The sequence below is a fragment of the Halomonas sp. genome (genome assembly GCF_052095765.1).
Lineage (GTDB): Bacteria > Pseudomonadota > Gammaproteobacteria > Pseudomonadales > Halomonadaceae > Halomonas.
Window position 1 is genome coordinate 17,480 of sequence record NZ_JBQDJZ010000018.1, and the last position, 18,140, is coordinate 35,619.

General features: G+C 58.1%; 17 protein-coding genes. 5 read left to right on the forward strand and 12 right to left on the reverse strand.

From position 1 onward, the window contains the following. The 3 genes from ACTH3D_RS04125 to ACTH3D_RS04135 form a co-directional block, all read right to left on the reverse strand. Window positions 1-125, reverse strand: a 125-nt coding sequence (locus ACTH3D_RS04125) for an ATP-binding cassette domain-containing protein (protein ID WP_441665575.1), incomplete at its 3' end; no start/stop codon positions are given. A gap of 79 nt (window positions 126-204) precedes the next feature. Next, window positions 205-1,647, reverse strand: a complete 1,443-nt coding sequence (sufB, locus tag ACTH3D_RS04130; protein WP_441665543.1) for a Fe-S cluster assembly protein SufB — start codon at window positions 1,645-1,647, stop codon at window positions 205-207. Window positions 1,648-1,718: 71 nt separating this feature from the next. Beyond that, window positions 1,719-2,180, reverse strand: a complete 462-nt coding sequence (locus ACTH3D_RS04135; RefSeq protein WP_441665545.1) for an SUF system Fe-S cluster assembly regulator — start codon at window positions 2,178-2,180, stop codon at window positions 1,719-1,721. A gap of 305 nt (window positions 2,181-2,485) precedes the next feature. Between ACTH3D_RS04135 and ACTH3D_RS04140 the strand changes: the two genes are divergently transcribed. After that, a complete protein-coding gene (locus tag ACTH3D_RS04140; protein ID WP_441665547.1) occupies window positions 2,486-3,418 on the forward strand; it encodes a complex I NDUFA9 subunit family protein in 933 nt (310 codons plus the stop codon). Between the two features lie 122 nt (window positions 3,419-3,540). Here ACTH3D_RS04140 and ACTH3D_RS04145 read toward each other — a convergent pair whose 3' ends face one another. Next, window positions 3,541-3,879 (reverse strand): zinc ribbon domain-containing protein YjdM, encoded by a 339-nt coding sequence (locus tag ACTH3D_RS04145; RefSeq protein WP_441665549.1) that lies wholly within the window; start codon window positions 3,877-3,879, stop codon window positions 3,541-3,543. Between the two features lie 281 nt (window positions 3,880-4,160). Between ACTH3D_RS04145 and ACTH3D_RS04150 the strand changes: the two genes are divergently transcribed. The 3 genes from ACTH3D_RS04150 to ACTH3D_RS04160 all read left to right on the forward strand — a co-directional run bounded on the left by ACTH3D_RS04150 (window position 4,161) and on the right by ACTH3D_RS04160 (window position 5,620). Further along, window positions 4,161-4,316 (forward strand): hypothetical protein, encoded by a 156-nt coding sequence (locus ACTH3D_RS04150; protein WP_441665551.1) that lies wholly within the window; start codon window positions 4,161-4,163, stop codon window positions 4,314-4,316. Window positions 4,317-4,357: 41 nt separating this feature from the next. Beyond that, complete coding sequence (locus ACTH3D_RS04155) at window positions 4,358-5,290, forward strand: 2-dehydropantoate 2-reductase (protein WP_441665553.1); 933 nt, start codon at window positions 4,358-4,360, stop codon at window positions 5,288-5,290. 111 nt (window positions 5,291-5,401) lie between these two features. Then, complete coding sequence (locus ACTH3D_RS04160; RefSeq protein WP_441665555.1) at window positions 5,402-5,620, forward strand: ArsR/SmtB family transcription factor; 219 nt, start codon at window positions 5,402-5,404, stop codon at window positions 5,618-5,620. Window positions 5,621-5,737: 117 nt separating this feature from the next. Here the strand turns inward: ACTH3D_RS04160 and ACTH3D_RS04165 are convergent, their stop codons facing one another. Continuing rightward, the gene (locus tag ACTH3D_RS04165) at window positions 5,738-6,472 is read right to left on the reverse strand and encodes a sulfite exporter TauE/SafE family protein (protein ID WP_441665557.1); all 735 of its coding nucleotides are present in this window, start codon (window positions 6,470-6,472) and stop codon (window positions 5,738-5,740) included. Beyond that, window positions 6,469-7,659 carry a multidrug effflux MFS transporter gene (locus ACTH3D_RS04170; protein ID WP_441665559.1) on the reverse strand — a complete coding sequence of 397 codons (1,191 nt, stop codon included), beginning with the start codon at window positions 7,657-7,659 and terminating at the stop codon, window positions 6,469-6,471. The genes ACTH3D_RS04165 and ACTH3D_RS04170 overlap by 4 nt, the downstream gene beginning before the upstream one ends. Before the next feature lie 122 nt (window positions 7,660-7,781). Between ACTH3D_RS04170 and tal the strand changes: the two genes are divergently transcribed. Continuing rightward, window positions 7,782-8,720 carry a transaldolase gene (tal, locus tag ACTH3D_RS04175; protein WP_441665561.1) on the forward strand — a complete coding sequence of 313 codons (939 nt, stop codon included), beginning with the start codon at window positions 7,782-7,784 and terminating at the stop codon, window positions 8,718-8,720. Window positions 8,721-8,755: 35 nt separating this feature from the next. On the opposite strand, the gene ACTH3D_RS04180 is transcribed toward tal, so the two are convergent. From ACTH3D_RS04180 to ACTH3D_RS04205, 6 genes are all read right to left on the reverse strand, one after another. Then, window positions 8,756-9,253, reverse strand: coding sequence for an STAS domain-containing protein (locus ACTH3D_RS04180; protein ID WP_441665563.1), 498 nt, complete (start codon window positions 9,251-9,253; stop codon window positions 8,756-8,758). Further along, window positions 9,240-10,448 carry a PP2C family protein-serine/threonine phosphatase gene (locus ACTH3D_RS04185; protein ID WP_441665565.1) on the reverse strand — a complete coding sequence of 403 codons (1,209 nt, stop codon included), beginning with the start codon at window positions 10,446-10,448 and terminating at the stop codon, window positions 9,240-9,242. Before ACTH3D_RS04185 ends, ACTH3D_RS04180 begins: the two co-directional genes overlap by 14 nt. Window positions 10,449-10,460: 12 nt before the next feature. Then, complete coding sequence (locus ACTH3D_RS04190; RefSeq protein WP_441665567.1) at window positions 10,461-11,261, reverse strand: MlaA family lipoprotein; 801 nt, start codon at window positions 11,259-11,261, stop codon at window positions 10,461-10,463. Between the two features lie 26 nt (window positions 11,262-11,287). Then, entirely contained in the window at window positions 11,288-12,409 is a 1,122-nt protein-coding gene (locus ACTH3D_RS04195; protein WP_441665569.1) for a beta-ketoacyl-ACP synthase III, read from the reverse strand. Window positions 12,410-12,481: 72 nt separating this feature from the next. Next, a complete protein-coding gene (hrpA, locus tag ACTH3D_RS04200; RefSeq protein WP_441665571.1) occupies window positions 12,482-16,567 on the reverse strand; it encodes an ATP-dependent RNA helicase HrpA in 4,086 nt (1,361 codons plus the stop codon). A 107-nt stretch (window positions 16,568-16,674) separates the two neighbouring features. Next, window positions 16,675-18,140 (reverse strand): AMP-binding protein (locus ACTH3D_RS04205; protein ID WP_441665573.1); only part of this gene is annotated, 1,466 nt, incomplete at its 5' end.

Below are 18,140 nucleotides of genomic sequence, written 5' to 3' on the forward strand. Positions count from 1 at the left end.
GTCGACTTTCCGGAGCCGTTGGGCCCCATGATGGCGTGCACTTCGCCAGCATTGATGGTGAGTGACAGCCCCTTGAGAATCTCGTTACCTTCCACCGATACGTGCAGGTCTTTGACTTCGAGCATATTGATTACCTTTCAATTCTGATGAGCCGCCACCGCGGCCCGAAAATAAGTCGTTAGATCTTGCGCTAGGGGGCTTTGCTTAACCCACCGCACCTTCCAAAGTAACGTTCAATAGCGCCTCGGCTTCCACAGCAAACTCCATCGGCAGCTCCTGGAACACGTCCTTACAGAAGCCGTTAACGATCATGTTCACCGCGTCTTCCTCGGAGATGCCGCGCGCTCGGCAATAAAACAGCTGGTCTTCGCCAATTTTCGAAGTCGTTGCCTCGTGCTCGACCTGGGCCGTACTGTTACCGATTTCCATATAAGGAAAGGTGTGGGCACCACACCGATCACCAATCAACAAGGAGTCGCACTGGGTAAAGTTGCGTGCACCCTTGGCCCGTGGGCCGATCTTCACCAGACCACGATAGGCCTGCTCGGCCCGACCGGCGGAAATCCCCTTGGAAACGATGGTGGAGCGTGTGCCCTCACCAATGTGGATCATCTTGGTACCGGTATCAGCCTGCTGGCGACCATTGGTCACCGCCACTGAGTAGAACTCACCAATACTGTCTTTGCCGCGTAGCACACAGGAAGGATACTTCCAGGTAATCGCCGAGCCGGTCTCGACCTGGGTCCAGCTGATACGTGAGCGGTCACCGCGACAGTCGCCACGCTTGGTAACAAAGTTATAGATACCGCCAACACCATGTTCATCGCCGGGATACCAGTTCTGCACCGTGGAATACTTGATGTAAGCATCTTCCAGTGCCACCAGTTCAACCACCGCCGCGTGCAGCTGGTTCTCGTCGCGCATCGGGGCAGTACAGCCCTCCAAGTACGACACCTGGGCGCGGTCTTCACAGATGATCAGCGTGCGTTCGAACTGGCCGGTATTCTCAGCGTTGATACGGAAGTAGGTCGACAACTCCATGGGGCAAGTCACGCCTTCCGGCACATACACGAAAGAACCGTCAGTAAATACTGCCGAATTGAGCGCAGCAAAATAGTTGTCGGTCTGCGGCACCACGGTACCCAGATAGCGTTTGACCAGCTCCGGGTAATCTCGGATAGCTTCCGAGATTGAGCAAAACACCACGCCGGCTTCAAGCAGCTCGGCCTTGAAAGTGGTAACCACCGACACAGAGTCGAACACCGCATCCACGGCAACACCCGCCAGCGCTGCCCGCTCATGCAGGGGAATCCCCAGCTTCTCGTAAGTTTCAAGCAGCTTGGGGTCGACTTCATCAAGGCTCTGCGGGCGATCCTCGGGGCGCTTGGGCGCGCTGAAGTAGGAGATAGCCTGATAGTCGATCGGCGGGTAATCTAGGTGCGCCCAGGACGGCGGCGTCATTTTCAGCCACTGCCGATAGGCCTTCAGGCGCCACTCTAGCATCCACTCAGGCTCGCCCTTCTTGTTAGAGATGAACGCAATAGTACTTTCATCCAGCCCCGGCGGTAGCGTTTCGCTCTCGATATCGGTGACAAAGCCGTCCTTGTACTCGCGCTGGACAAGCTGTTCCATTTCCTGGGTTGACATGGTGTTTCCCCCTCTTGGGCAGTTCGGCTGGCGAGCCGGCTCGCCTTGAGTTCTGGTATCTGAATACGCGGTCAGGCTTCTGCGGCCAGACTCACGCTCTGTATGGGTAGCTGCACAGGCAACTTGATGGGTGCCGTGTCGGACAGGTGTGCCAGTGTCACGCTATCCAGAAGGCCACGCACGGCCTGCGAAACACGCTGCCAGTTACCGGCGACACCGCACGTGTCTGCTAGCTCACACTCGCCATCGGCCTGACTGCATTCGGTCATGCCCACCGGCCCTTCTATCGCGGTTATAATGTCGATGGCGGTGATGTGCGACGCTGGCCGAGCCAGGGAATACCCTCCCTGAGCACCGCGGCGCGACTCAAGAAGCTCCGCCCTGACCAGCATCTTGAGCGTCTTGCTGACGGTAGGACGCGGCAGCTTCACAGCCTCGGCAAGCTTGGCAGCGGTATGTGACTGACCCGGGTGCCGCGCAATCTGCGCCATGACCACGACGGCATAGTCGGTCAGTCGGGATAGTTTAAGCATGGCCTGACTCCCTCCTGGGGCGCTGACAATCAATTGGGTACCATTTTAGTCCTATATGAATTGCCTGTGAAGCCTTTAGCATGAATTTCTTTTCACAACCCACCGTTCGCTCAATATAAATTCACCATAAACGGCAATATTCGGAGGAGTAACGACAACTGCCATCAATTGAAACTCGTTGCCAGAACTGCTGCCACCACTATGCCAGTGGCCAGATGATCTGCCACCGCGCTAGACTGAAGCGCCACACTGATAACGCCAGACAACTCGCATCCGTTCCTGGCGAGTGCCCAAGGAAATGTCCAGTGAGTCACGATCAAACTGCTACAGCAGACAGCGCCTCGACACTGGTATTTGGTGGCAGCGGCTTTCTGGGTACTGCTGTCGTGCGTGAGCTGATAGAAGCCGGGCGCAGCGTGCGTCTGGCGGCTAGACACCCCAACCTTCCCGACTGGGCCGAACCCGACGATCCGATCGAGCTGGTAAGTGCCGATATCCGTAGTGACGATGACGTCACTGCGGCACTCAGGAATACAGACGCTGTGGTCAATGCGGTCAGCCTGTATGTTGAACGGCGCCGAATCAGCTTCGATGAGATCCATGTGAAGGGCGCCAGCCGTTTGGCGCAGTCAGCACGCGATGCCGGCATCGAACGCTTTATCCACGTCTCAAGCATCAGTGCCGACAGTCGCTCTGCCTCGGCCTATGTGCGAGCACGCGCACTCGGCGAAGAAGCAGTGATCGACGCCCTGCCCCGGGCAACCATCGTACGACCCAGCGTGCTGTTTGGCCCCGGCCCCGGCGACGCCCTGCTGTCCAACCTGGCGGGGCTCACTCGACTGCCACTGATTCCACTGTTCGGCCGCGGCCAGACGCGCATGCAGCCGCTGCATGTTCGTGACCTGGCCCGTGCCATTGCCCACCTGGCCGGAGAGCCCGTTAGCCCGCGCCGGCTATTCGAGTTGGGCGGACCGGATATCATGAGCTACCGGGAAATCCTGCACCTGGTAATGGCGCATCTGGGCCGAGAACGGCCATTGATGCCGGTGCCGTTTTTTGTCTGGCTTGCAGTGGCTAGGCTACTGTCCGTGTTGCCCAGTCCACCATTGACCCGGGATCAAGTCGTATTAATGACCCAGGACAACCTGGCCAGTAGCGCCATGGGCAGCTTCCCAGATCTTGGCCTTCTACCCCATTCATTGCGTGACAGCTTGCCACTGTGCCTACAGCAGCCCTAAGCAACTGACTTGCATAAATAAAAAAAGCTGGCCCCGACCAGAAGAGGGTCAGGGCCAGCTTTCGACTTATTCTCGGACCTACACTTATTCTCAGACGTAGAGGCGCATGACGCTTCAGGCCATCAGGCCTTTTTGACGAACTCCGACTTCAACTTCATGGGGCCGATACCGTCAATCTTGCAGTCGATGTCATGGTCACCCTCCACTAGGCGGATATTCTTGACCTTGGTACCAACTTTAACCACCGATGAAGAGCCTTTAACCTTGAGGTCCTTGATCACAGTGACTGCATCACCATCAGCCAACGGTGTGCCGTGGGCATCCGTGACAACTGCATCATCTTCTACACTATCGGCGGCCTCCTTCGACCACTCATGACCACACTCGGGGCAGACAAACTGCAGGCTATCATCATAGGTATAAACCGAAGCACATTCGGGGCACGCGGGCATATTGCTCATGAATATTCCTGGAAACTGAAAGGACTGGGGCAACCTCACCAACCCCTAAGCGTACACCGCTCGGACCAGTTCAGGCCAGCCAGGACCCTCCGAGAGCTGGTCATGCGCCTGGCGATCATACCGAACTGGTTCGTGCCCGGAGCTTTTGTCTGTCTATTCACCAACGTGGCGGTGGCCACCGCCCTACACAGATAGCATTTGGCTGCAAACAAGTGATGGAAATAACTGGAATGCCCATCACGGTAACGGCACTATAATCGCTGTTAAGCGGCGTCAAGACGGTGCTGTGCCCCCTGGCCAGTGAAGTGCTAGGCCAACTTGATATCGCCGAGGTGAATGCCGCTGCAAGTTTTCACCGGGTAGCCTTTGAGACCGTAGCCGATGAGCCTGGACCTGATGTTAACGAACCCAGTGCCAGCCATGACTATCAGCGCTAGACTGCTGATACCATAATCCTCAATACAGTAAGGAAAGCACAATGCGGTTCGTAATCATGGGCAGTGGTGGCGTCGGCGGTTACTTTGGTGCACGGCTCGCTGAAGCCGGTGAAGATGTCACCTTCGTCGCCCGAGGTGATCACCTCACCGCCATACGCCGCAACGGTTTGAAACTCAAAAGCATCGAAGGCAACGCCACCATCACCTCGGCCAAAGCCACCGATGATCCTGCCGGACTCGGTGAGGTCGACACGGTGATCGTCGCGGTCAAAGCCTGGCAAGTGGCCTCCGCTGCTGAAGCCATACGCCCATTGATCGGGCCAAACACGCTGGTGCTGCCCCTACAGAACGGCGTTGAAGCTGCCGGCCAGTTGGCTGCCGTCCTGGGCGAGGAGCGCGTGCTGGATGGCCTGTGTGGCATTCTTGCATGGCGCGAGGGGCCAGGCGTGATCCGCCATGCCGGTGTTTCCCCTTTCATCCGGCTCGGTACGAGACTGCCTTCCCAAGCCGCTGATACCGAAACACTCAGGGCCACGCTAGACCGCGCCACCGGCATCAGCGCCGAGATACCCGACGACATCGAGGCTGCAGTATGGAGCAAGTTCTTATTTATCTGTGCAATGAGCGGCATTGGTGCCCTCACCCGCGCACCCATCGGCATCACCCGGAAACTGCCTGAGACCCGCGAGCTGATCTGCCAGATTCTCGATGAGATTGATGCGGTAGCCAGAGCGCGTGGCGTAGCGCTCCCCGATGACGCCATCGATCGTGCACTGGGTTTTCTCGACTCACTACAAGAAGGTAGCACCGCTTCCATGCAACGCGATATCGTTGCCGGCAATCCTTCAGAGCTGGACTCGCAAAACGGTGCCGTGGTCAGACTCGGCCGCACTGCCGGTGTACCGACCCCGATCAATACGATGATTTATGCGGCTCTGCTTCCGCAGGAGAATGCCGCCAGGTCACGAAGTTAGATGCTTATGGCGCCAGGCTCTAATCGAGCTTGCTGATTCTGAGGACCGCTCCATAACCTCGACAAATAAAAAAGTTTGATTACTCTTCATCTCGTTCATAGGCTTGAACATATGGAAACATCACAAGTAATTGCATGTTTTGCCGCACTCTCTCAAGAGACTCGAATGGAAGCATTCCAGCTTCTAGTTCGACAAGAACCTGAAGGACTGCCTGCTGGTGAGATCGCAAGGCAGCTAGATGTTCCACACAACAGCATGTCTGCACATTTATCGATGCTTTCCCGCGCCGGGCTTGTTCTCTCCCGACGTCAAAGTCGCTCGATCATCTAGGTAGTGGGTGTGCTAGTGGAGGTACCGATCATGCTGGCCTTGGTGCATATTGCCAACGCTACCCGTGGCCACTTCCCCTCTCAGCCATCCACATAGCCATCACCAAATATTGATTTCTTAAATCACTAGCCCGATGGCAGCAACACTGCACAGTGCCAAAGAACTCCACTGCAGGAGTTTCTGGTCAATACGCCCAGCCACCCGCGCAGCTAACGCCTGGCCCAGCAGCATGGCGGGCAGGAAGCTGGCAGAAATGCCCAGATGCCATAGCGAGACGTAGCCGGCCACCGCTAGGGTGGCCAGCGTCATCGAAGAGGTAATCAGGAAGAACGCCGCCAGATTGCTGCGTATCCGATCTGGCGGCATGTCATGCATCAGCAGCGCCATAGGCGGACCGCCAATGGCCGACGCCGTGCCGAACACACCGGACACCACTCCGGCCAGGAACATACTACGACGGTTGACCGGTACACGAAACTGGAAAAGCCTCACCAGTACGGCAAACAACACGATACCGGCAATCAGCCATTTCAGTACCGCCAGCGGCGCACTGACCAGCAGCCACAGCCCCAGCAAGTTACCTGGAACTCTACCCACCAAAGCCATACCAATCTCGCCCAGCTGTACCTGGCGCCGAAAACGGCGCAGCACCAGCAGCGATAGGCTGAACCCCATCACTACCAGCGTGACCGGCACCAATCGGGGATCTATCAATAGCAGCAAAGGTGCACCGACAACCGCCAACCCGAAGCCGGTAGCACGCTGAACGAAAGTACCCAGCGCCAACACCAGAGCAGCAGCCAGCCACTGTTCCGGTGCCATATCCAGCCACTGCCACCACAGTTCGCTCATGCCTCTGCAGGCCTCGCTTTTCCTGCCAGTACGCGCAGTGCCAGATTCCCGCCCAGCGACACCACCACCATGGTCAGCACCATAGGCCAGGCACTATCGATTTCAAAAGCGCTGACCACCACGCCGGCAAGTGCCCCGCAGGTAAACTGAATGGAGCCCAGTAGCGCTGTAGCGGTAGCGCTCATGTGACCGAAATGTTCCAGCAGCGACGAAATCGCATTGGGCGTAATCAGTCCGACCATGCCCATGAACAGCATGACCAGCGGTACCACGGTCAGCAGCGAATCCAGCCCGGAAAATACCAACAACGTCAGACAAATCGCCACCGCCAGCTGAACCATTAGCCCCAGGCTCATGTTCTGCTGTGGCGTGCGATTCTTTAGCAGGTGAATATTGACTCGGTTTGAGCCGGCCATGACGATCACATTCAGCCCGAAGACCAGCGGATATACCGCCGGCGACAGCCCGTAGTGAGTCATGTAAAGAAACGGTGATGCAGTAATAAAGGCAAACATGCCGGAAAAAGTCGCGGCCACAGCAAATACATAGCCCATGGCTTCCCGGTGACTCAGCACACTGTAATAATTGCGCAGCACCTGCCTGAACGAAGCCACCGGAGTATCCGGCGCCCGGGTTTCCGGCAGATGTCTTCCCATCAGCCAGAAAAGGAAGGCGGCGTAAGTGGCCAGAAAAACAAAGATCAGCCACCAGTCCGATATGTATAGCAACACACTCCCCACCGCCGGCGCTGCCAGCGGCGCCAGCATCAGAATCATGGCCATGGTTGACATGACTTTAGCGGCTTCCCGTCCACTGAAACAGTCGCGCACAATGGCGGCCGAGTTGACCACACAGGCACCGCCACCAATTGCCTGAACCAGCCGCCAGAACAACAACTGGCCCAATCCATCAGCAGTGATAATCATCAAGCTGGCCAGAAAAAAGATGACCAGCCCAGTCAGCAGCACCGGACGCCGGCCCAACCGATCTGACAAAGGGCCACCGGTCAGCTGCCCCACAGCAAAGCCAAGCAGGAAGAAGCTGATGGATAGTTCAGTGCGATGTACGCTGGCTCCGACCGACTCGGCCAGTGCCGGCATAGCGGGCAAATACGCATCAATGGCGAAGGGAGCCAATGCCGTGTTGGCAGCCACCAACAGCGACACGCGGCGTGGACTCAGGGTCAAGTGACCTCCAGACAGTTTTTTAGTCGGCTAATGATAACGCTTTGCAAAGGCCCCTGTCTGCGTCGCTGTTTTCAGGCGCACGGGCTTGCTACAGTACCCTGCAATCAATTGAGGATTTTTTTATGGCAGACACTCTGCTTGATCAGCTTTCCACCATGACCACAGTGGTTGCCGACAGCGGCGACCTGGACGCGATTCGCCGCTTTTCCCCCAGCGATGCCACCACCAATCCTTCGCTGATTCTGCAAGCGGCCCAGCAGCCATCACGCCGTCAGCGACTGGCAGAAATCGCCCGACAGGCGACAGATATTGACGCGGCACTGGACGCTGTCGCTGTGGAAATCGGCAGCGAAATCAGCGCCCTGGTGCCGGGTTACGTTTCCACAGAAGTCAGTGCACAGCTTTCCTTCGATCGCGAGGCGACTCTCAACAAAGCGCGCTCCCTGATCGAGCGCTACGCCCAGCATGGCGTTGGCCCTGAGCGCATCCTAATCAAGGTTGCGGCCACCTGGGAAGGCATTCAGGCAGCTCGGGTGCTGGAGCGGGAAGGTATTCAGACTAATCTGACATTGCTGTTCGGCATGGCTCAGGCCCGCGCCTGTGCTGACGCCGGGGTCACGCTAATTTCACCCTTCGTCGGCCGTATTCTCGACTGGCACAAAGCCAATAAGCCCGATGCCGACTTCAGCGGCGACAGGGATCCAGGAGTGCAATCGGTACGCGGCATTTACGAATATTATAAGTCACACGGTTTTGAAACCATCGTGATGGGCGCCAGCTTTCGTAGCGCACAACAGGTCATTGCGCTGGCCGGCTGCGACCGCTTGACCATTTCTCCGGCCTTGCTTGGCGAACTCGCCGAAGGAAACGGCATCCTCGAGCGCAAGCTCAGCCCCCAGGGTGCCGAAACCAACGCACCGGAGCCCCAGGGTGAAACTGACTTTCGCTGGGCACTCAATGAAGACGCCATGGCCACTGAAAAGCTGGCTGAGGGTATCCGCAAGTTCATGGCCGACCAGCGCAGCCTGGAAAAACTGCTTGGCGAACTGCGTAACAACTGAGCAGCCCAGCCTAGCCGACCGCCATCCTTTGAGGCTCAGTCGCCAGACTGAGCCTCAAGCATTTCCACCAGCGGCTGAAACTGCTCACGGTTATGCTTGTTCATACGCATCAGGATGCGGTGTGCTTCAAGAATCCGGTCGCGCAAGTCGTCCTCATCGCTGGGCAACTCAGGGAGTTCCTCAAGCTCACAAGGCTCTTTGATCGGCCCTTCCAGCAGGGTGTAATAGTGGGAAAAACCCATGACATCCAGCATCCGCCGCACATCGGGATTATTCACAACAATGGTTGGCGGCTGCTCAAGTCGCCCCCCCAGAGCCATGGCAACCTTGGCCAGAAAACCAAGCGCCGTGGAGTCGATATTGGTAGCGTCGCGCAAATCCACCATCACCGCCGTCAGGCCAGGTGTTTCCGCCAGGCGCTGGGCCTGGCTGTCCAAGGTGGCGCACAGTGTCAACCTCACGTCACCGCTCAGTTTAAGCACGAATACGCCAGACTCGAATGCCGCTTTGATGCGGCCCTCATGCATCATCATTGCCAAATCCGCCAAGCGTCATGATCGTCAGGTCATCAGGGAGCTCTTGATCTGCACCGTCGTCGTCAACCAGCACCTCGTTCTCTCTGGCAAGGTGACCACCGGCTGCCAGATCATCAATAAAGGCTTTCAAGGTACCACTGTTTGCCACACGACGCCCCAGGTCGGCCAGTCTCTCATCCAGGCTGTCGCCAGGAAGGCATTCCAACACGCCATCAGAACACAGCCAAAGCTGGAACGATTCTGGCAAGTCACAGCCCAGCTGGGGAAATGTCAAATCAGGAAACAGACCCACCGGCATTCCTTCACCCACCAATGGCTGGGCCTTGCCGTCCACCACCAGCAGCGGCAGCGGCAACTGGGCGCCTATGGAATAGTGTAGATAGCGCTGCTCCTGATCAATAACGCCCATGAACAGAGTCGCGTGCTTGCCAATGCCGGTATCCAGCAGTTCCTGATTGAGCCGGCTCAACCAGTTGGCAGGTAACGCATCCGGGTTCTGGCCATCCCAGACAAGTCGCATGCGATTGAACAGATACCGAAGTAATACCGTCACAAAAGCCGACGCCACACCATGACCTGACACATCAGCAAAATAGAACAGCGTATAGCGGTCATTGAAGGGCTTGACGTCAAGAAAGTCCCCGGAAAGGTAAAGTGATGGCGCCAGCCAGTAATCACAGCTCACCTCACCCACTCTCTGTGGACGCAACGGCAGCAACCTGCGCTGAATATGCCCGCCCGCCTGCTGATCAAGCCTGAGCAGCTCAAGGTGCGTTTCCAGCCGCTCGTTGAGGTCTGCCAGCCGCTTCCGGTCCTGCTCCTGCTCAGCGGCAAGACGGTTCAGCTTGATGACACGGCGAATCACCCGCCGCAGCAAGTGCGCATTACGCAATGGCTCAGGCAAGTAGTCGATCACGCCCTCATCCGCCGCCTCAACCAGCGCTGCATTTTCAGGCCCGTCCTCTCCGCTATCGCTGACCACCACCACCGGCAGTCGCCTAGAAAGCTCAGCACAGGCGGTCAACGGTAGCGCTCTAACATGCGCAACCACCAGCAAGGCGTTGTCCGGCAGCCCGCCGACATCTTCCACAGCGGTAACCGGGTGACCGCCCCTCTCAATAACGTTGGCCAATAGATCCCGAGCGGCGTCTGGCATATCGATCAGGCCAATCAGCTCACTGTCAGTGGACATTTCGTCACGACCTCAGTCGGCAAAGGCATCATCAAAGTCAACATCGTCCAGATCGAATTCGTCACTGGCGAAGGGGTCCTTGCCCAGATTCCCGTCAAGCACCTCGAAGCGTCGACGCTGAAGATAGGTGTCACGCAAAAAGGCGTAACGATCACCGCTGATCAGCTTCTCCTGATCAAGATAGCTGGCACGGGTAGCAATAACATCCAGCGCAGCCAGGCCGTATGCCACCTTGTCATCATTCACATAGGCCAGCGGGCTAGTGTAAATATCCGCCGGCAGACCTGAGGTGTCGCGCACCGTGCTGGGGCCAAGCAGAGGCAGTACCAAATAAGGGCCTTCACCAACACCCCACACGGCAAGTGTCTGGCCGAAGTCTTCACGATTTCCTGTCAGCTCCATGTCAGTCGCCACATCAAAAATCCCAGCGAACCCCAAAGTGGAATTGAGCAGAAAGCGGCCTGTAGCGACACCGGCATTACCAGGCTTGCCCTGCAACACGCTGTTGATGGTGGTACGTATCTCACCCAGATTGGAAAAGAAATTGCCCACGCCGGTCTGGATCGGAGCTGGGGTGACAAAGTCATAGCCTTGAGCCACCGGCTTAAGGGCATAGCGATCCAGCACTTCATTGAAGGCAAACACCTTGCGGTTGAAACCTTCCCAGGGATCTTCCGGATTGCGATCCTGTACTGTAGTGCCGGCACAGCCAGACAACGCCACGACCGTCAGCATAGCGGTCAGGCCGCGAAACGTTGATCGCTTGCGTGGATTGCTAACATCATGGCCAGCAGACAGAGGTTGATTATCCATGCTCATAGATCCTTGAGTTCAGTCATTCAACAGCGACGTACAATCACACTTCCGGCGCTATAGCCTGCGCCGAAGGAGCACACTACGCCGAGCGCACCAGAAGGCAAGTCATTGCGGTGCAAATGGAAAGCAATGATCGAGCCAGCAGAGCTTGTATTGGCGTAGCGATCAAGGATGACCGGCGCCTGCTCAGCTGTAGGGGTATGCCCCAGCACACGACGCGCAATCAGGTCATTCATGTGCCGGTTGGCCTGATGCAACCACAACCGCGACACGTCACTACTGCCAAACGACAGGCTAACAAGATGATCGCTGATCAGGCGCGCCACCATGGGGCAGACTTCTTTGAATACGCGCCGCCCTTCCTGCACAAACAGTTTATCGAGGGCTAGTGGGTCACTGTCGCTTACCCGGTTAAGAAAACCGGCATTATTGCGAATCGCGTTGGAGAACTGCGTGACCAGGCGGGTGTCGAGCACCTCAAACTGCTGCTCAGCACTGGCCACCTCAGCGCTTTCCAGTACGATGGCAGTACAGGCATCGCCGAAGATGAAGTGACTGTCGCGATCACGAAAATTCAGGTGTGCCGTACAGATTTCCGGATTGATCACCAACACACGCTTGGCGCGTCCAGCACGAATGGCATTGGCTGCTGTTTCGATGGCAAAGGTGGCCGAGCTACAGGCCACGTTCATATCAAACGCATAGCCTCCGGCACCCAGCGCGGCCTGAAGCTCCACAGAGACAGCCGGATAGGCGCGCTCCAGGTTGGAGCAGGCCACAATCACCAGTTCAATATCACCGGCTTCCACGCCGGCATTCTCCAGCGCTTGCTGGGCGGCCACCAGGCCCATACGACACTGGGTCGAGGGTTCGTCGTTGCCACGCTCAGGCAAACGCGGGCGCATACGCTCAGGATCCAGAATGCCCTCGGCATCCAGCACATAGCGGCTGTGGATGCCCGATGCCTTGACGATGAACTCACTGCTCGAGTACGCCAGCAGCTCACACTCACCGGCCTCAATAGCCGCGGCATTGCGAGTGTTCTCGGCGTCTACCCAGCTGTTGAAAGATGCCACCAGCTGATCATTGTCGATACTCTGTTCCGGGGTAAAAAGCCCCGTGCCGGTAATTACAACGGCAGTCATATCTTTTTCCCCTTATGCTGGCTCACGACGCATTTCATCGTTGTACGCTTCCCACATGATCTTGTTATCACATCACTGGCTTTCACAGCGCCTGCTATCTGCCTGGCGGCCCGTCAACTCGGCCCAGCGGCGCTCCAGCCGCTTGTCCGACACCGTCATCGCGGTGCCAAGCTGCTGAGCAAACAACGAGACGCGAAGTTCCTCAATCCACCAGCCGAACTCCACCAGCCCCGGATCGACAATGCCGCTGCGCCTTTCCGTCTCCAGCCGTGCATCAAGCCTGGCCTGAAAGCCCTGCACCTGCTGCATCAGCAGCTGGTCACGCCGATGCTCACGAGGTGCCTTTTCGAGCCGCACCAGGGCAGCTTCCATATAGCGAGGATACTCCGTCAGCCACTGGCCTGCCTCCTGAATGAAGCCCGGGTACACCAGCCGTGCCATTTGCGCCTTGAGATCAGCATAGCTGAGCGCCAGAGCAAAACTGAGATTGCCCCTGAGCGCCTTGGTAACAGCAAGGTGCCCTTTCAGCGCGGCCTCAAGCATCACCAGCATTTCCCTGGCATGCGGCAAGAGCTCATCCTGACAGGCCTGCAACCGCTCATCCAGCGCCGTGCGGCTACGCGGCAGCGGCTCAACTGCCACCACTTGTTGAAATACCGCGGCCACCAGATCGTCAGCCAGCTGACGCTTGGTGCCCACCTTGGTAAACAACAGCGCACAGGGCGCAAGTCCTGGCAGCCGCTGTATCTCTCTAACTTGCTCGGGAAGCTGGTCCATAGCTGTTCTAACGATACCGCGACGGTGAGCCACCCCGGCTTTGTCCGGGTGATCAAACAGCTCTACGCGATACCCTTCGCCTTCTTGCACCAGCGCCGGATACGCCTCAACGCGTATTCCAGCCTGGGTGGTCACCCGGGATGCTGGCAAGGCCTGCTCAGGCAAGCCGGCCAGCGCGCTGTCATCATTATCCTGCGCAGCTAACGCACGCGCGCCCTCACCGGCAGCCTTCTCGAAACGTTGCTGCAGTGCCTTAAGGTCACGCCCCTGACCAAGCATTTCACCGTGGTGATCCACTACCCGTACATTCATGTGCAGATGCGCCGGCAACTGCTCCTGACGCCAGTCATCCGGATGCAGCCGCAGGCCGGTCTTGACACGTAGAAACTCACCCAGCGCCTCAGTCAGCGGTGTATTGTCCGGCGCCAGAGACTCAAGTGCCGCGTCCACCCAATCGGGAATCGGCACCACCTGGCGACGAATGCTCTTGGGCAGTGACTTAAGCAACGCAATGCATTTTTCGCGCAGCAGGCCAGGTACCAACCACTCAAGACGTCCTTCCGGCAACTGCGACAGCATCGCGGCAGGTACCATCAGGCTCACGCCATCGTCTTCGGCGTCGATGGCAAAGTGGTAGCTGAGCGGATAGCTGACGCTGCCCAGACTCAAATGGTCAGGATACTGGACCTGAGTGACCTCTTCGGCATCCCGTGCCAGCAGAGCGTCGCGCTCAAACTTGAGGATATCCGGGGTCTCTTTCTCAACCTTTCGCCGCCAGGCCTCGAAGCCCTTGCCGTTGACCACATCATCAGGAATGCGCGCGTCATAGAAATCAAACAACGCTTCTTCATCGACTAGGATATCGCGGCGACGTGCGCGATCCTCGAGACTCTCAACTTCATCGACCAGCGCCCGGTTATAGGCAAAGAACTCGCCCTTAGTGCGAAACTCGCCTTCCACCAGAGCACGGCGGATAAACAGCCGCCGCGCTTCTTCGGGGTCAATCACGCCATAATTCACCCGCCGCCGGCTGACAATCGGCAAGCCAAACAGCGTCACCTGCTCCAGAGCCACCACCTGGGCGCGCTTCATCTCCCAGTGCGGATCGCTATAACTGCGTTTGACCAGATGCTCGGCGGCGGGCTCGATCCACTCCGGCTCGATACGCGCCACTGTGCGGGCGAACAGCCGCGAGGTCTCGACCAGCTCGAAAGCCATCAGCCACTTGGGCGTGCGCTTGGCCAACCCCGAGGCGGGGTGCACCATGAAGCGGCGATTACGGGCACCAAGATACTCGCGATTTTCATGCAACAGCCCCAGGTGCGAGAGCAATCCCGGCAGCAACGCGCGATGCAGTTCGGCGGCCTGGCGGCTGGCTTCACGCTGCTGAGCCTCATCAGGTTTTCCACCCTCAGTGCTTTCATCAGCACCCCGCGACTGGGGGCGCGGCGGCGGCGCAGGTACGACGATATCCATCTCGCGCAACAACTGGCGCAGTTGGCGGAACGTATCGTGCCATTCGCGCAGACGCATGTAGTTGAGGTAGTTGTCGCGGCACCAGCGGCGCAACTGGTTTCCGGACAACGCCTCTCGGGCATCAGCATAGCCGTGCCACAGGTTTATCAGCGCGACGTAGTCTGAATCGCGGTCCTGCCAGCGACGATGGGCCTGGTCGGCAGCCTGGCGCTTCTCGGCGGGGCGTTCCCTGGGGTCCTGAGTGGCCAGTGCCGAGGCCACAATCAGCACCTCACGCAACCCGCCCTGCTCGGCCCCCGCCAGCACCATGCGCGCCAGCCGCGGGTCAATGGGTAGACGTGCCAAACGCCGACCCAACGGCGTCAGCTCCTGTCGCGCACCCACTGCGCCCAGCTCGAACAACAGCCGAAAGCCGTCGGTAACAAAGCGTGAGTCCGGCGGATCAACAAACGGAAAGTCTGTAATGTCACCCAGCTTGAGCGACAACATCGACAGGATCACTGAGGCCAGATTGGTGCGGCGAATCTCGGGATCGGTAAACTCGGGCCGGGCCAGAAAGTCCTGCTCGTCGTAAAGACGGATGCACAGCCCTTCAGCGACCCGACCACAGCGCCCCTTGCGCTGGTCGGCACTGGCCTGGCTGATGGGCTCTATCGGCAAGCGCTGGATCTTCGAGCGATAGCTGTAGCGGCTGATGCGTACCAGCCCCGGGTCAATCACATAGCGGATACCAGGCACAGTCAGTGAGGTCTCGGCCACGTTAGTGGACAGCACGATGCGCCGCCCGCGATGGGGCGCAAACACACGATTTTGCTCGGCATTGGACAGCCGCGCATACAGCGGCATGATTTCGGTGCCCTTGAGATTGCCCCGTCGCAACGTATCAGCTGCCTCACGAATCTCGCGCTCGCCGGGCAGGAAGACCAGGATGTCTCGAGGACCGTGCAGCCAGCCTTTCTCGCGCTCAATACGCTCGATTTCTTCGACCGCTTCAACAATGCCCTCTTGCAGGCCGATGTCTTCCTCATCGTCGGCGTCACGCACCAGCGGCCGATAGCGTACCTCCACCGGATAGGTGCGCCCACTGACCTCAATCACCGGTGCGTGGCGCTTGTGGCCGTTACTGTCCACCAGAGCAAAGTGCTCAGCAAAGCGCTGCACATCAATGGTGGCCGAGGTGATGATCACCTTAAGATCCGGGCGCCGCTCCAGCAACCGCTTGAGATAACCTAGCAGGAAATCGATATTGAGACTGCGCTCGTGGGCCTCATCGATGATGATCGCCTCGTAGCGCATCAGATCAGGATCGTTGCGGGTTTCTGCCAGCAGGATACCGTCGGTCATCAGCTTGACCAGCGTGGTATCGGCGGTGTGGTCAGTGAATCGCACCTGATAGCCAACCGGCCCGCCCAATGGTACCTGTAGCTCCTCGGCCAAGCGCGTAGCCACCGAACGTGCTGCCAGACGCCTCGGCTGGGTATGGCCGATCAGGCCGCGTCGACCCAGCCCCAGCTCCAGACACAGTTTGGGCAGCTGGGTCGTCTTGCCGGAGCCTGTCTCACCGGCCACCACAACGACCTGATGATCACGCAGCGCCTCCAGAATGTCCTCGCGCCGCTGGCTGACCGGTAGTGCCTCAGGGTAGTCCAGCGTCAGCGATGACTGGCGACGGGTCTCGACCTGTGCCCGTGAACGGCGGATATCATGCTGCACTTCCTGGAGCCCACGATCGACGGGCTTGCCCTGGCGCTCACGCCGCTGCAGTCCGGCCAAGCGTTTGCCCAGCCGGTGGGCATCGCGCAGCAGAACCTGTGAAAGCTCACGCTTGAGTTCATCAATACAAGACTTGCTGTTAGCTGATGGGCTTGATGATGTGGCCGAATCGTCGGTACGGGGATTACTCACTGGGCTGTCTTCTGGCTCCATGAAGGAAAATAAGCGGCGATGAAAAACCCGCGCCGATAACACGACGCGGGCTGATCATTATACCGCCAGGATAGGCAGGAGACTAATCACTCACTGGCTTCACTACGCGTTATCTCTGCATCGCGCAGCTCCCGGCGCAACACCTTACCCACATTGGTCTTGGGTAGCTCATCGCGAAACTCCACGTGACGCGGCACCTTGTAGGCAGTCAACTCTTTCTTGCACCAGTCGCGCAACGCCTTGGCGTCCAGCGACGGATCGCTGGCAACCACAAACAGCTTAATCGTCTCCCCGCTCACATCATCTGGCACACCCACTGCTGCCGACTCCACCACACCGGGGTGCATGGCCACAACGTCCTCAATCTCATTGGGATAGACGTTGAAGCCTGACACCAAGATCATGTCTTTCTTGCGATCCACGATACGCACATAGCCATCGTCCTGGATGACAGCGATATCTCCCGTGCGAAACCAGCCGTCGGCGCTCAGCACATTGCTAGTTTCACCCTCAAGGTTCCAGTAACCCTTCATGACCTGCGGCCCTTTCACGCACAGCTCGCCCGCTTCACCCTGGGCCAGGTCATTGCCGTCCAGACCAATCACTTTGACTGAGGTGCCCGCCACCGGACGGCCGATGGTGCCCAACTGAATGGCATCAACCGGATTGAAGGTCACGATCGGAGAGGTTTCGGTCAGACCATAGCCTTCGGCGATGGGACAACCGGTGACCTCTTGCCAGCGCTGGGCAGCCGCCTTGGTCAGCGCCATGCCACCAGAAATGGTCAGATGCAGTGACGAGAAGTCCAGCTTGCGGAAATCATCGCGGCTACAGAGCGCATTGAACAGCGTATTGAGGCCCACGAAGCCGGTAAACTTCATGGACGACAGCTCCTTGATCAGGCCGTCAAGATCGCGGGGGTTAGTGATCAACACCGAATGGTTGCCGGTCACCATCATGAACAGGCAATTCACGGTAAAGGTATAGATGTGATAAACCGGCAACGGTGCAATAACGGTTTCTTGAGCATCGCCCAGACCCTTGCCGATTGCCTGATGCGCCTGAAGCATGTTCGACACCAGGTTGGCATGAGTCAGCATGGTCCCCTTGGCACGCCCAGTAGTTCCACCGGTGTACTGCAGCGCCGCTACGTCCTCCGCTTGACACTTCGCTTCGTTCAGCGCTAGCGCTGAGCCACGCTTGAGCGTATCGCGCAGTGAAATGGCCTGGGGTAGTGAGTAAGACGGCACCATCTTCTTGATATAGCGGACCACCCCGTTGATGATCTGGCGCTTGGGAAAACTGTGGAAGTCGGCGATCTCAGTGATCACCACATGGCGGATGTCAGTGCGCGGGAGTATCTTCTCGAGCTTGCTGGCCATATTGGCCAGAATCAGGATGGCCTTGGCACCGGAGTCCTTGAACTGATGAGCCATCTCCCGCTCGGTATACAGCGGGTTAGTGTTAACCAGCACCAGTCCGGCCCGCAGGGCACCAAAGACTGCGACGGGAAACTGTAGAAGATTCGGCAGCTGAACGGCGATCCTGTCAC

Coding starts and splice junctions, on each gene's coding strand:
- ACTH3D_RS04180 (WP_441665563.1), bottom strand. CDS start 9,253: ATGATGATGCATGAGGGCCGCATCAAAGCGGCATTCGAGTCTGGCGTA.
- ACTH3D_RS04155 (WP_441665553.1), top strand. CDS start 4,358: ATGCGGTTCGTAATCATGGGCAGTGGTGGCGTCGGCGGTTACTTTGGT.
- ACTH3D_RS04135 (WP_441665545.1), bottom strand. CDS start 2,180: ATGCTTAAACTATCCCGACTGACCGACTATGCCGTCGTGGTCATGGCG.
- ACTH3D_RS04145 (WP_441665549.1), bottom strand. CDS start 3,879: ATGAGCAATATGCCCGCGTGCCCCGAATGTGCTTCGGTTTATACCTAT.
- ACTH3D_RS04190 (WP_441665567.1), bottom strand. CDS start 11,261: ATGGATAATCAACCTCTGTCTGCTGGCCATGATGTTAGCAATCCACGC.
- ACTH3D_RS04185 (WP_441665565.1), bottom strand. CDS start 10,448: ATGTCCACTGACAGTGAGCTGATTGGCCTGATCGATATGCCAGACGCC.
- tal (WP_441665561.1), top strand. CDS start 7,782: ATGGCAGACACTCTGCTTGATCAGCTTTCCACCATGACCACAGTGGTT.
- ACTH3D_RS04160 (WP_441665555.1), top strand. CDS start 5,402: ATGGAAACATCACAAGTAATTGCATGTTTTGCCGCACTCTCTCAAGAG.
- sufB (WP_441665543.1), bottom strand. CDS start 1,647: ATGTCAACCCAGGAAATGGAACAGCTTGTCCAGCGCGAGTACAAGGAC.
- ACTH3D_RS04195 (WP_441665569.1), bottom strand. CDS start 12,409: ATGACTGCCGTTGTAATTACCGGCACGGGGCTTTTTACCCCGGAACAG.
- ACTH3D_RS04165 (WP_441665557.1), bottom strand. CDS start 6,472: ATGAGCGAACTGTGGTGGCAGTGGCTGGATATGGCACCGGAACAGTGG.